Below are 14,160 nucleotides of genomic sequence, written 5' to 3'. Positions count from 1 at the left end.
TTCGAATCCGAGGCGTGACGCATAGGTCGTTCACTGCTCGGATGCTCTGTGTCTTGTAGTGGTCCGCGTTGTTTCCGCTATATTTGGCAAAGCCTGCGAAATGCCGCCGGTTGCTGCCTTATTTCGTCCATATTTTGTGGAATCGCGTGATTTTTGACGTGACCTTTACGCATCACATCGCTAGAATCGAAGATGGATAGGTAAAGAAAAACACCGCTTTGGCGGAACAAAAATACAGGCGGACAGAGCATGACATTGAATCTTTCGATGCCCGGGCACGACGAACTGAAGCCTCGGATTACAGTATTTGGCGTTGGCGGCGCGGGCGGTAACGCGGTCAACAACATGATTGAAAAGCAGCTGGACGGCGTGGATTTCGTCGTCGCGAACACCGACGCGCAGGCGCTGCAGCAAAGCCAGTCCTCGGCGCGGGTGCAGCTGGGCGTGAAGGTCACCGAAGGTCTGGGGGCAGGGGCCCGTCCGACCGTTGGGGCCGCTGCCGCAGAAGAAAGCATTGAACAGATTGTCGACCATCTGGCGGGCGCGCACATGTGCTTCATCACTGCCGGTATGGGCGGTGGCACCGGTACAGGTGCTGCTCCGATCATCGCGCAGGCCGCGCGTGAGCTGGGCGTGCTGACAGTCGGTGTCGTTACCAAACCCTTCCAGTTTGAAGGGGCCAAGCGCATGCGTCAGGCCGAAGACGGCGTTGAGTCGCTGCAAAAGGTCGTCGACACGCTGATCATCATCCCAAACCAAAACCTGTTCCGTTTGGCCAATGAAAAGACGACCTTCACCGAGGCGTTCTCGATGGCGGACGACGTTCTGTATCAGGGCGTTAAGGGTGTGACCGACCTGATGGTCCGTCCGGGTCTGATCAACCTTGACTTCGCGGACGTTCGCGCCGTGATGGATGAGATGGGCAAGGCGATGATGGGTACCGGTGAGGCCACTGGCGAAGATCGCGCCATTCAGGCGGCCGAGAAGGCGATTGCCAACCCGCTGCTGGACGAAATCAGCCTCAAAGGCGCGAAGGGTGTGCTGATCAACATCACCGGATCGCACGACCTGACGCTGTTCGAACTGGACGAAGCCGCCAACCGCATTCGCGAAGAAGTGGACCCCGAGGCGAACATTATCGTTGGCTCGACGCTGGATACCGCAATGGAAGGCGGCATGCGCGTTTCGGTCGTCGCAACCGGCATCGACGCCAGCGAGAAGACCTCGGAAGTTCCGGTCGCGCGCCGTTCGATGTCCGAGCCTTTGACGCGCACCGTTTCTGCTGAAGAGCCGGTGCAGGAAGAGGCACCCGTCGCAGCGGAGGCCACGCCGGTTCAGACCGAAAACCGTGAACCATCACTGTTCGAAGCGGCAGAAGAGCCGGCCCCGAGCCAGTTCCAGCCGCAAGTTGAGCAGGATGATGATGGTCTTCCGCCCCCCGCCTACCAACCGCGCGTGGCCGAGTTCGAGCCGCAGCCGGAACCGGTTGAAGAGACCCCCGAAACCTATACCGCGCCACATCAGCATTCTGCCGGCACCCCCTCGCCCGAGGCGTTGCAGCGCCTTCAGGCCGCCGTTCAGAATGTCCCCTCAGCGGCGCAACGCCTGACGGCTACTCGGCCTCAGGAACCAGCCCCTCAGCCGCAGGCAGAACACGAAGAGCGCCCCCGCTTCGGGTTCAATCGTCTGATCGACCGGATGACCGGCCACGCGGCAGATACGCCCGCGCAACCGCCGCGTCATCAGCCGCAAATGCGCCAGGCTGACGCTACGGCACCTGTCCAGGAAGAGGCTGATCCGGATCAGGATCGCATCGAAATTCCGGCCTTCCTGCGCCGTCAAGCCAACTGATCGCGGTAACAAAATCATTGCAAAGGGTCGCCAAAAGGCGGCCCTTTATTCATGATTTACAGGATCTTAAATAGCCCTGAGCAGGGTTTTGCCGATCTGTCACATTCATGTTTCATTCAGTTGCAAAGAGTGAGTTGAGCCTGAGGGGCCTCTTCCTTAACTCAGTGTCCAACACAGCCCGTATAGGCTGGACACCACGCTCTGAGGCCCATTTTGCAACATACGCTCAAATCTCCGGTTACGTTTAACGGCGTTGGACTGCATGGCGGTCAGCCTGCAATCATGGTTCTGAAACCGGCAGCCGCCGGTCACGGAATCTGGTTCAAACGGACGGATATTGAGCTGGGCAATGCGTTGATACCTGCAGTCTACGACATGGTCGAGCGTACACCGCTCTGCACCCGCCTGGTGAATGACGCCGGTGTTTCAGTCTCGACTATTGAACATATCATGGCAGCGCTTGCCGGGTGCGGAGTTCACAACGCTCTGATCGAAATTGACGGGCCTGAAGTTCCGATCATGGATGGTTCCTCGATCGACTTTGTGCGTGGCATCATGGCGAAAGGCGTTCGCCGTCAGGCCAGCCCGGTTCTGGCCTACGAAGTGCTGAAGCCTGTAACGGCGTCTCGTGAAGGGGCTAGTGCCTCGATCAAGCCTGCGGACGGGCTGATCATCGACTTCCACATCGATTTCGAGGACGCGGCCATCGGAAGCCAAACGAAAACGCTGGACATGCGCAACGGGTCCTTCGTGCGCGAACTCAGCGATAGCCGCACGTTCTGCCGCAGGATCGACGTCGAAACCATGCGTGAGAACGGCTTGGCTTTGGGCGGGACGCTGGAAAACGCTGTGGTCGTTCAGGGCAGCGAGATTCTGACACCGGGCGGTTTCCGCCACGCGGATGAAGCTGTGCGCCACAAGATGCTGGATGCGCTGGGTGATTTGTATCTGGCTGGTGGCCCGATTCTGGGTCACTTCATCGGCGACAAGTCGGGCCATTCCATGACCAACACGCTGTTGCGCACATTGTTCGAAACACCTGGCGCGGTTCGTCCGATCCTTTGTACCCCCGAGCAGGCCGCCCGTCTGCCCGGTCAGGGCCTTATTGCCGCCGAAATCCCTGCTGTCGCCTAATCTGATCAACTCTGACGACATTTCCGCCAGGAAGTGGATAATGCGTTTTGCACCAGAATTTTCTGTGCTAGACCGAGGCTCGATCCGGTTTGGATCCTGTAAGTAAGACGACTAAGGATGAGCGGTATGGTTGGCAACAAAGCGGCAGTCAGACTCGCAAGTGCGATTCTTCTGGCAGCAGTTTTGAGCGCCTGCGGCAACGGGGGAGGCCTGTTCGGTAGCAAAGGCGCGGATCGGGATCAGAACCTTGAAGGGTTCACACCGGAACAAATCTATACGCGCGGTGAATATGAGCTGTCGCAGAATCGCTCGGACGACGCGGCGTGGTATTTCTCGGAAGTTGAGCGTCTGTATCCATATTCTGATTGGGCCAAACGCGCGCTGATCATGCAGGCGTTTTCGTTCCACGCCGACAAGAATTACGAGGAAAGCCGTGCTGCGGCACAGCGCTATATCGATTTTTACCCAACCGACGAAGATGCGGCTTATGCGCAGTATCTTCTGGCGCTCAGCTATTATGACCAGATTGACGAAGTTGGCCGCGATCAGGGGCTGACTTTTCAGGCCCTGCAAGCGCTGCGCACCGTGATCGAGGTTTATCCGGACAGCGAATACACCACCTCGGCCGTGCTGAAATTCGATCTAGCCTTTGACCATCTGGCGGGCAAGGAGATGGAGATCGGGCGCTATTACCTACGTCAGGATCACTACGTCGCGGCCATCAACCGGTTCCGTGTCGTGGTCGAGGATTTCCAGACCACCTCTCACACCGCAGAGGCGCTTTATCGCCTGATCGAGGCGTATCTGTCCCTCGGCCTGTTTGATGAGGCGCAGACGGCGGGCGCGATCCTGGGCTACAACTACCAATCCTCGGAATGGTATGATGACGGGTACAAGCTGCTGACCTCGCGTGGGTTGGATCTGAAGAGCCGTGGTAACAACTGGCTCAGCACGATCTATCGCCAGACGATCAAAGGTGAGTGGTTGTAATCGCCATGTCATCAGGCTTGGGACGCTAAAGACCCGATGCTGCGCGCCCTCGATATTCGCGACATGCTGATCATTGACCGGCTGGAACTGAGTTTTCAGCCGGGCTTGAACGCGTTGACCGGTGAAACCGGCGCGGGCAAGTCGATCCTTCTGGACTCGCTGGGCTTCGTCCTTGGATGGCGTGGACGGGCTGAGCTGGTCCGCCAAGGCGCTGCACAGGGCGAGGTCGTAGCCGAGTTCGAATTGCCCGAAGGGCATCCCGCCCATGCTGTTCTGTCTGAGGCCGGTTTGCCGGGTGGTGAAGAATTGATCCTGCGCCGCGTCAACACGGCAGAGGGCCGAAAAACCGCTTGGGTCAATGATCGCCGCTGTTCAGGTGAAGTCCTCCGCGCTTTGTCGGAAACACTGATCGAATTGCATGGGCAGCATGATGACCGGGGATTGTTGAACCCTCGTGGGCACCGTGTTCTGCTGGATGACTACGCTCAGGTCTCGGAACTATTGGCCAAGGTCCGTCAGGCGTGGTCGGAGATGTCGCGCAGCCGCAAAGCGCTGGCCGAGACCGAGGCCGCTTTGGCAGCCATGCGCGCTGAAGAGGAATTCCTGCGCCATTCCGTGGCCGAGTTGGACAAGCTCGATCCGCAACCCGGAGAAGACGCTGATCTCGATGCCCGCCGCCGCATGATGCAAGGGGCAGAGCGTATCCGCGACGATGTCGCCCGCGCATTTGATCTGCTGGGTGGTGACGGGGCCGAAGGCGCGATTTCGGATGCGACACGTTGGCTCGAAGGCGTGTCGGACTCTGCAGGTGGCCAGTTGGAGGAGCCGATTGCAGCGCTTGGCCGGGCCATGATCGAATTGGGTGAGGCGCAGGACGGTGTGAACGCCTGCCTTCAGGCGCTGGACTTCAATCCCGCCGACCTAGAAGCCGCCGAGGAGCGTTTGTTCGCCATCCGAGCACTGGCCCGTAAACATGATGTGGCCCCGGATGATTTGGGCACCTTTGCCGATACTCTGCGTGATCGCTTGGGTAAGCTGGATGCGGGCGACGCCGATCTGGCCGACCAACGTGCTGCGGTTGAGGCGGCCCAGGCGACCTATGATGCGGCTGCGGCAGATCTTAGCGCTGCGCGTCTAGCTGCGGCTGGACAATTGGATCAGGCCGTCATGGCGGAGCTTGCACCGCTTAAAATGGAACGCGCGGTTTTTCGGACAGAAGTTACCACGTCCGATCCTGGACCCGAGGGCACCGACGCGGTGGCCTTTACCGTCGCCACCAATCCCGGCGCACCATCGGGGCCGTTGAACAAGATCGCCTCAGGCGGAGAACTCAGCCGTTTTCTGCTGGCATTGAAGGTTTGCCTGTCCGGCGATGACAGTGCCCGGACCATGATTTTTGATGAGATCGACCGGGGTGTGGGCGGTGCGACGGCCGATGCGGTGGGGCGCAGGCTGGCGTCTCTTGCACAGGGCGGGCAGGTTCTGGTCGTCACGCACTCCCCTCAGGTCGCAGCGCGCGCAGCCCATCACTGGCGTGTGCAGAAGCAGGTCACCGATGGCCAGACGCTTTCGACCGTAGTGCCGCTGGCCGAAATAGATCGCGTGGATGAAATTGCCCGCATGGTCTCGGGCGATACGATTACAGAAGAAGCGCGCGCGGCGGCTCGCGCTTTGTTAGAGGCTTAATGCGTCTTTGGCGCAATCTGCTGGCCTGACCGTCGCTATCTTACTTTTCTCAGACCTCGCCGTGGCTTACTAAGGGTTAAGATATGATCCCCGAGAGCCAATGACCCAATCAACCCGCACCGTTCTGCGCAACCAGCTCAATCAGGCTCTGGCCGCGATCAAGGACGCGTTGCGGGTGATGCGTCGCCGGGGGCCAAGCCAGATTCAGTTTTGGTTTATCGCTCTGGCGATTGGGATTGCGGCAGGGTTCATGGCGCTTGGGTTCCGCAAGGCGATCCGGGGGCTGCAGGCTTATATCTACGATACCGAGGATATCCTGCTGCTGCACAGCCACGCTGAGAAGCTGCCTTGGTTCATCGTGCTGATCATTCCGATCATCGGCGGGGTGATCGTGGGGCTAATCCTCACGCGTTTTACCGACGATGGCCGTGTCCGTTCGGTCGCGGATGTGATCGAAGGGGCAGCGGTCAGCGATGGACGTGTCGAGACCAAGGCTGGCGTCGCTTCATTGTTCGCCTCGCTGATCACACTCAGTACAGGCGGCTCCACAGGGCGGGAAGGGCCGGTGGTCCATATGGCCGGGGTCATCTCGACCTGGGTCAGCGACCGCATCCATGCGGACGGAATCACTGGACGCGACCTACTGGGCTGCGCTGTGGCCGCGGCAGTCTCGGCCAGCTTTAACGCGCCCATAGCGGGCGCGCTGTTCGCGCTTGAGGTCGTTCTACGTCACTTCGCTGTCCACGCTTTTGCACCTATCGTTATTGCCTCGGTCGCAGGGACGGTGATCAACCGTCTGGAATATGGCGACGTCACCGAGTTCACGCTGGATACACCCGGTTCATTGCAATTCTACGTCGAACTGCCTGCCTTCCTTATCCTCGGGCTGATCTGCGGGTTGGTATCCTTGCTTCTTATGCGTTCGATCTTTTTCGCCGAGGATTTCGGCAATCATGTTCAAGCCCGACTTTCCCTACCCGGATGGCTGCGCCCGGCGGTTTCGGGCGCGATGCTGGGCCTTCTGGCGATCTGGTTCCCGCATATCATTGGCGTTGGGTATGAAACGACGATCCGCGCCCTGGCCGGTGATCTGGTGCTGACTACGGCAATCCTGTTTGCGATCCTCAAGACAGTGGCGGTTGCAATTACCATGGGCGGGCGCATGGGCGGAGGCGTGTTTTCGCCTTCTCTGATGATCGGAGCGCTGACCGGGCTGGCCTTTGGGCTGATCGCCACCGGATTGCTTCCGGATGTATCGGGAACCCATACCCTTTACGCTTTTGCCGGAATGGGGGCCGTGGCTGCTGCGGTTCTGGGCGCGCCGATCTCGACCACTTTGATCGTGTTCGAGCTGACCGGAGACTGGCAGATCGGTCTGGCGGTGATGGTATCTGTCTCGATGTCCACCGCCTTGGCCTCGCGCCTTGTGGACCGGTCGTTCTTCCTTACCCAGCTGGAACGTCGCAATGTGCATCTGGCGGCGGGACCACAGGCCTATCTGTTGGCGATGCTGCGTGCTGGAGCGGTAATGCGACCGATTGGCGATGCGCGCTCGATCACCAAGGAGGAAGCGCGAGCGCTGATCGAAAAAGGCCTCTGCGTCAAGGCAAGCGCGACACTCGAGGCGGCGATGCCCTATTTTGATCGCGATGATATTCCTTGTATCCCCGTGATCGTCATGGACGAAAACGGGACAGAGACGCCGGTTGGTGCGCTCTATCACATCGACGTTCTAAAGGCCTATAACCGGGCGCTGGCTGCGACAGCGGCCGAGGAACACTCCTAGCGGTTATACACGCTCGCCGCGTCGCCCAGGTAGTTGTCCCACGCGAACCAATAAGAGATATGCCCGGCCACGCGCGGCAATTGTGTGCCATCCGGTCCGATCAGCATCTCTTCAGACAAGGTCCATTTGCGACCGCTCTCATCGACCAGACCTCCGCCTGATGCTTTGAACCGGTGGCCCGCACGCTCGTAGGCGCGCACTGTCCGGCGGTCTGAGTTGCCGATCAGAACCAAAGGTCGATCCGCGATTGCATCGTTAATCACACGAGTTCTGTCGAAGGCGTCCAGCGGCCAGGCCCGCGCGGCGCCGAACTGGCGGATGGTGAAAATGTAGTCTTTCTGGCGATGCTCGGACTGATCCACCAAAGCTGGGAACATCAACTCGGGCGAGGCGAAATACTCGCGATACACCACGCCCGAGCCATAGTTGCGACGATGCCCGGTGCTGAGTGACAAAACGCGCGTGTCCGGGTGAGAGGTTTTCCAACTGTCCCAGGTCGTGATCACCACGGGGCGCTGCTTCAACTCGATCCCGCTGTCGACCAGCGGGCCGACCACGGGCTTGCCGGTATACTGGTTCCACAGCGAGTGCGTCTCGCGGTCGAACATCAGCTTGTTCGAGCGATACAGGAACCCCGAGGAACCGAAGACAAACGGTTTCCGCCGCCCCGGCACTTGCGTCTCAAACAAGATGCCCGACCCGCACAGGGTGCAATAGGCCAGCGCCACCGGCACGCCGCCGATCACCTCGTTGAACATCTCGTGCCAACCCATGATCCTAAGCGGGTAAGCACGCACGTCACCGTTGATCGAGACCCCAAAGACCAGATCATCCTCTTTCAGATAGTCGGCGTCCGCGGCCGAGATCAGCTTCGGATTGTCCAGCGAAGGGATGCCATCCTTGCGCACGCCGCCCCAGGTGATCTCCTCCAGCCGGATCTTCATCCGCTCGCGCTGCAGGTATTCGGGACGCAGGAACAGGTCGAAATTATCGTCGATCCGCAGCAGGACCTCGCGCTTGAACGGGATCAATGAGGGGTGGGGGACGATCTGAGGGTTCTGCTCTTGCCAGAGCATCCAGTCGAACCAGTCGGTGCCGAGTCGCTCGCCGGTCAGAGTTTCCATCACCTCGACGATATCGTCCCGCCGCCGGTCGGTGAAACGCATGGCGGTCAACAGCGCAGGAACCACATCCGGGTTCCCACGCTTTACCAGAAAGGCCATCTTGGCTTCGAAATCCGTACGACCGCCGCGCAACGTGCTGTGCAGCGCGTCCAGCACAGGGTCTTCCTGCGCCCAGCTTGTGGCAGGCGCCAGCGCGCTGGCTCCGACCATTCCAACAAATTGGCGACGAGAAACAGGCATGGCACCCTCCGATCCTTTTTCGCGCTTAGTATGAGGGCAAATGCACCGCCTTGCATGAAACAGCTGCGTGATTGGCGCGTGATCACCCGCGATCGTTGATTTGTGGGGAGAGGTCTGAAAAACAGAGAGGGTATTTTCAGAGCAGATTTCCCATGACCAATGCGATGCCTAGCAGTTAGCCGCGTCGCGCGCTCTGGCTGGCATGGGCGCCTCTCCCTCGCACAGTTCACCGCTTTGCCCATTTTCTATGTGTTGGGGTCGGACTTCCTGGGTATGCGTACGATTTTGATCGCACCTCTTTGCTCGCGTCGACACTGGCCGACAAACACTCATGAGGTTTTGGTGGCGGGCGGGCCACAATGGGCTTCTCTTTGAATTGAACACATTGTCTGAAAGTGCGGTGTCTCCTAGCCTGATTGACGAACTTCTCATGAAAGTCACTCTGATTGAGGTTTGGGCATGTCTTACGAACGATTTTCTTGGCTGACAGCGGCGGTTGCGATCTCGATGATTGGAGCTGCCCCATCTCGCGCGCAGGAGGCGCCCTATGTCACTGGCTTTCTCGGTGTTACCGATATGGGCGACTATGATTTTGATTTCTTTCAAACGGTTCCTTCAATCGTGGTCGGTCAAGGCACCATCACAACCGACACTGGAATCTCCTACGGACTGGCCGTCGGAATGAAGGTCGCGCCTAATCTGCGGGCCGAATTCGAACTTTCACACGCCTCGAATGATACAAAGGAAATCGGCCGCCCGTTTACCCAGTACGACGGAAGCTTTGATGCGACATTCGGGATGGTAAACCTCTGGTATGACATCCCGGTGCAGGGCAGGTTCAAGCCCTATATTGGCGGGGGACTTGGGTTTGCGCGGGTTTCCCACGACGGTCAGTCCGGTGCTGGCGTCACATTGGTCGATGACAGTGACACCGCTATTGCAGGGCAATTGGGGTTTGGTGGCCGCTTCCAAGTAGGGGAACGCGGAAACATCGACATCGGGTACCGTTACAAGACGACCGGCGATCTTGATTTCACCACGACCCAAGTGTTCATCCCGACAGATCTCACGGATGGCCGCTACTCGTCGCACTCGCTCATTCTTGGGTACAGCTACAGTTTCTGACAGACGTAACTAAGTAATTCCGGCCCTCAAATCTGTTCGACCTTGATCGAGTCCACCGGGTAGAAAGCCAGATAGTCTTTGAGGCCAGCCGTCTCCTTGCCGGGGGCCTCAAAGCTCCAGGCCGCGTTTTCGGTGACCGAGGACTTGTTCACGATCGAGAAATGCGTGGCATCGCCTTTGTGTGGGCAGTGAATCACCTTGTCTGTACGGTCCAGGAAGGCCATCGCGATGTCAGAACGGGGAAAGTAGATCACGGGTTCCAGATCACCTTCGCGCAGCTCTAGCGCGTTCGAGCTTTCGCCCAGAATGGCCCCACCAGAGCGGACGCTCCATTTGCCGGGTGCTTCGGTGATCGTGATTTCAACCATGTCTTTTCCCTCGTTCTTGTCAGGGCCTCTCCTTTGCCCATTTTATGTGACAGTCTGATGTCAAACTGGCGCAGTTGCGGCATCCAACCACAGTTGAGCGTCCTCGCCCAGCCTTGGCCTGATTTTTTCCGCAACGTCGCGGTGATAACTGTTCAGCCAATCCCGTTCCTGCGCGGTCAGCATGTCGACCAGGATCAGGCGGCGGTCTATGGGCACATAGGTCAACGTGCGCCACTGCAACATGGCCCGTTCCGCATCGCCGTCGGGCAGCGACGGTGCTTCCTCCACGACAATCAAGTTTTCGATCCGGATGCCAAACGCGCCCTCGCGGTAGTAGCCGGGTTCGTTAGATAGGATCATGCCGGGCTCAAAGGGTACATGGCTGACACGCGACAGGCGTTGCGGGCCTTCATGCACGCTCAGATACGCGCCAACACCGTGCCCGACCCCGTGGTTGAAGTCCTGCCCCGCCTGCCATAGCGGCGCGCGCGCCACGCATTCGATATCGCGCCCGGCCAGTCCAATCGGCCAGCGCAGCATCGACATGGCGATCATGCCTTTCAACACGCGGGTAAAGCAGGCCTTCTCGGTCTCACCAACCTCACCGATCGCGATGGTGCGCGTAATGTCAGTGGTGCCGTCCAGATACTGCCCGCCGCTGTCCAGCACCAACAGATGACCGTTCTGCAAGGTGCTGTCGGTTTCTTCGGTCACGCGGTAATGCATGATCGCACCGTTCGGGCCGGTTCCGGCGATCGTGTCGAATGAGATATCCTGCAGTGCGTTGTCCCGACGCCTGGCTTCTTCCAAACGGGTCACGACCTGCGTTTCGCTTATCTGACCTGGCGTTTGCTGATCCAGCCAGAACAGCGTTTCGACAACGGCAACGGCGTCGCGAAGGTGTGCCTCGGCGCTGCCTGCAATCTCGGCCGGGTTCTTGCGCGCTTTGGGCAGGGCGCAGGGGTCGCCACCGTCAACCATCTGGTCCCCAAGCGCATCCGCAACAATCTGAGGCACTGTGCCCGGATCGACCTGAACCTTACCTTCTAGGGCAGCAACGGCGTCCAAAAACCTCTCAGGCTCATGAACCGAAACCTGAGGGCCCAGATGCTCCCCCAGTTCGCCTAGTTTTGCGGAGGCCATGAACAGATCAACACGCCCGTCCGCATGCAGAATAGCAAAGCCATGGGCGACCGGGTTGTAAGCAATGTCCGAGCCGCGAATGTTCAACAACCACATGATCGAGTCGGTCAAGGTGATCACCGCTGCGCTTCGCCCACCGTCGAGTAGGCGTTCGGCTAGTCGGGTGATTTTGCTCTCAGCGGTTTCCCCTGCAAACTCAATCGGATGTACCTTGACCGGGTTCATCGGAGGAGCAGGCTGATCCTGCCAAATCCGGTCCACCAGATTGGCGCAGCGCACCAACTCAATCCCGCTTCCCTCAAGGTCCTTTTGCGCGGCTTTGATCTGACCGGCGGCATGTAGCCATGGATCGAATCCGACCGATCCCCCGTTCGGCAACTGCTGTTTCAACCAGCTGCTCAGGCTCACATCGGGCCAGGGCACCGGAGTGTAGTCATCGGCAACCTGCGCCTTGACCTGCGTCCGGTAGCGCCCATCGATGAACACCCCGGCCACGTCCCGCAGCGCGGCGCAAAACCCGGCCGAGCCAGTGAACCCGGTCAGCCACGCCAGTCGTTCGTCCCGAGGGGCCACATACTCACCCTGATGCGCATCCGCACGCGGCACCAGAAAACCGTCCAAAGCTTCGCGCTCTAGATCCTGCCGCAAAGCAGCCAATCGCGGAGGTCCCTGTTCGGGTCGCGCTGTCACCTCAAAAGACTGAAACATACCTGCCTCCCTCAAGCCAAAGTGTGGTTTCAAGCCACCTCTTTATCTTTTTGAAAAAATACCCGGCGGAAGCAAGGCCAGCCTCAGCTGGCCCTTTTCATCCCCATCACCCGGGCCCGCGCGCGCGGGTCGCTGTCGAACAATGCCGCCAACTGTTCGGTCATAGCACCGGCCAGCTGTTCCACATCGGTGATCGTAACTGCACGGTCATAGTACCGGGTCACGTCATGCCCGATCCCGATGGCCAGCAATTCCACCATCTTGCGCTTTTCGACCATGGCGATCACGTCGCGCAGGTGTTTCTCCAGATAGTTCGCCGGGTTCACACTGAGCGTGGAATCATCGACCGGAGCACCGTCGGAAATTACCATCAGGATTTTACGCGCCTCGCGCCGCGCCAGCATCCGGCGATGGGCCCATTCCAGAGCCTCACCGTCAATGTTTTCCTTCAACAGCCCTTCTTTCATCATCAGGCCCAGATTGGGTCGCGCCCGCCGCCATGGGGCATCGGCACCTTTGTAGATGATATGGCGCAGATCGTTCAGACGCCCCGGCTGCTGCGGGCGGCCTGCATTCAACCAAGCCTCACGGGCCTGACCGCCTTTCCAAGCGCGGGTCGTAAAGCCCAGAATTTCAACCTTCACGTTGCAACGTTCCAGCGTCCGGGCCAGAACATCCGCGCAGATGGCCGCAATCGAAATCGGACGCCCGCGCATCGATCCCGAGTTGTCCAGAAGCAGGGTCACCACGGTATCGCGGAACTCGGTGTCCTTCTCGACCTTGAAGCTCAAAGGTGTAGTCGGGTTGGCAACCACGCGCGCCAAACGACCGGCGTCCAGAATACCTTCCTCGCGATCGAACTCCCACGACCGGTTCTGCTGTGCCTGCAAACGGCGCTGCAACTTGTTGGCCAAGCGGCTGACCGCACCCTTCAACGGCTCAAGTTGTTGATCCAGATAGGCCCGCAACCGTTCCAGTTCAGCAGGCTCTGCCAAATCCTCGGCAGCGATCTCCTCGTCATGGGTGTTTAGATAGACCTTGTACTCCGGATCAGCCTCGGACGCAGGCGGAGGGGCAGGCGGCTCCAGCGGAGCCTCGCCCTCGGGCATCTCGGCCTCATCCCCCATCTCATCCTCGGCCATCTCGTCCATCGAGACTTGGGCCTGAGATTGATCCTGCTGTTCTTCCTGCGACTGCTCGGGCGTGGCGTCAGGATCCTGTTCCTCCTGATCATCCTGTCCGGTACTGTCGGGGTCGGGCTGCTCTTCGGCGTTTTCCTCGGCCTGATCTTCCTGCTCTTCGTCCAGCTCATCAGGATCATCGCCCAGCTGGTCGCCATAGCCCAAATCCTTGATCACCTGGCGAGTGAACTTGGCGAACTCTGCCTGATCCGAGAGGATTTCGTCGAGCTTCTCAAGCGTACCGCCGGCCTGTTCCTCGATGTATCCACGCCAGAGGTTCATGACATTGTTGGCCGCCGGCGGCAGGTCACGCCCGGTGGCCAGATGCCGGATCAGATAGCCCGCAGCAACCGACAAAGGGGCATCGGCGGGCTGCTTGCACTGGTCATAGCCGCGCCGTAGGGCCTCATGGCTAATCTTAACATCAATGTTGGAAGCCGTACCGGGCATATCCCGCGCGCCCATCGCCTCGCACCGGGCGGTTTCCATCGCTTCATAGAGGTCCCGCGCCATATCTCCGGGCGGGGCATAGCGCATATGGGTCGCGTCATCGTGATAGCGGCGCTGCAAGGCCAAGGCATCGGCAGTTCCGCGCGCCAGCAAAACCTCTTCGCGCGTCATCCGGCGCGACACCTGAGGCAACCGCATTGCCTCACCAGAAAGGCCCGAGGGATCGACGGTGTAACTTACGGAAAGCTCCGGATCATCGGCCATGACTTTGGTGGCCTCAGCGAGAGCTTTCTTGAACGGATCAGCAGGGTTGTCGTTCTTTTGTGCCATGTCCCCAAGCCTTTCACAGTGCCGTCCCGATTTCCACCAAACAG

The 14,160-nt window shown here is 59.4% G+C and carries 10 protein-coding genes; 6 read left to right on the top strand and 4 right to left on the bottom strand.

Going from position 1 to position 14,160, the window contains the following annotated elements:
• Window positions 1-249: 249 nt before the first annotated feature.
• The 5 genes from ftsZ (at window position 250) to ACR0IP_RS15940 (ending at window position 7,447) form a co-directional block, all read left to right on the top strand.
• Complete coding sequence (ftsZ, locus tag ACR0IP_RS15960; protein ID WP_419741327.1) at window positions 250-1,851, top strand: cell division protein FtsZ; 1,602 nt, start codon at window positions 250-252, stop codon at window positions 1,849-1,851.
• A 213-nt stretch (window positions 1,852-2,064) separates the two neighbouring features.
• Window positions 2,065-2,985, top strand: coding sequence for a UDP-3-O-acyl-N-acetylglucosamine deacetylase (gene lpxC / locus ACR0IP_RS15955; protein WP_170691871.1), 921 nt, complete (start codon window positions 2,065-2,067; stop codon window positions 2,983-2,985).
• Between the two features lie 126 nt (window positions 2,986-3,111).
• A complete protein-coding gene (locus ACR0IP_RS15950; RefSeq protein ID WP_170375015.1) occupies window positions 3,112-3,975 on the top strand; it encodes an outer membrane protein assembly factor BamD in 864 nt (287 codons plus the stop codon).
• Between the two features lie 36 nt (window positions 3,976-4,011).
• Complete coding sequence (recN, locus tag ACR0IP_RS15945; RefSeq protein WP_170691873.1) at window positions 4,012-5,661, top strand: DNA repair protein RecN; 1,650 nt, start codon at window positions 4,012-4,014, stop codon at window positions 5,659-5,661.
• Window positions 5,662-5,761: 100 nt separating this feature from the next.
• On the top strand, window positions 5,762-7,447 hold the full coding sequence (locus ACR0IP_RS15940) for a chloride channel protein (RefSeq protein WP_480526629.1): 1,686 nt from the start codon (window positions 5,762-5,764) through the stop codon (window positions 7,445-7,447).
• Here the strand turns inward: ACR0IP_RS15940 and ACR0IP_RS15935 are convergent.
• Window positions 7,444-8,811, bottom strand: coding sequence for a DUF3179 domain-containing protein (locus ACR0IP_RS15935; protein ID WP_480526627.1), 1,368 nt, complete (start codon window positions 8,809-8,811; stop codon window positions 7,444-7,446). The genes ACR0IP_RS15940 and ACR0IP_RS15935 overlap by 4 nt on opposite strands.
• Window positions 8,812-9,270: 459 nt before the next feature.
• On the opposite strand from ACR0IP_RS15935, the gene ACR0IP_RS15930 reads away from it, so the two are divergent.
• Window positions 9,271-9,936 (top strand): outer membrane beta-barrel protein, encoded by a 666-nt coding sequence (locus tag ACR0IP_RS15930; RefSeq protein ID WP_170467984.1) that lies wholly within the window; start codon window positions 9,271-9,273, stop codon window positions 9,934-9,936.
• A 26-nt stretch (window positions 9,937-9,962) separates the two neighbouring features.
• Here the strand turns inward: ACR0IP_RS15930 and ACR0IP_RS15925 are convergent, their stop codons facing one another.
• The 3 genes from ACR0IP_RS15925 to cobT all read right to left on the bottom strand — a co-directional run bounded on the left by ACR0IP_RS15925 (window position 9,963) and on the right by cobT (window position 14,116).
• A complete protein-coding gene (locus ACR0IP_RS15925; protein ID WP_170375024.1) occupies window positions 9,963-10,304 on the bottom strand; it encodes a DUF427 domain-containing protein in 342 nt (113 codons plus the stop codon).
• 60 nt (window positions 10,305-10,364) lie between these two features.
• Window positions 10,365-12,155, bottom strand: coding sequence for an aminopeptidase P family protein (locus ACR0IP_RS15920; RefSeq protein ID WP_480526624.1), 1,791 nt, complete (start codon window positions 12,153-12,155; stop codon window positions 10,365-10,367).
• 83 nt (window positions 12,156-12,238) lie between these two features.
• Window positions 12,239-14,116 carry a cobaltochelatase subunit CobT gene (gene cobT, locus ACR0IP_RS15915; RefSeq protein WP_170643028.1) on the bottom strand — a complete coding sequence of 626 codons (1,878 nt, stop codon included), beginning with the start codon at window positions 14,114-14,116 and terminating at the stop codon, window positions 12,239-12,241.
• Between the last annotated feature and the right edge of the window lie 44 nt (window positions 14,117-14,160).

The sequence above is a fragment of the Ruegeria sp. AL11 genome (assembly GCF_056540865.1).
This window is presented reverse-complemented; position numbering and strand designations above follow the sequence as displayed.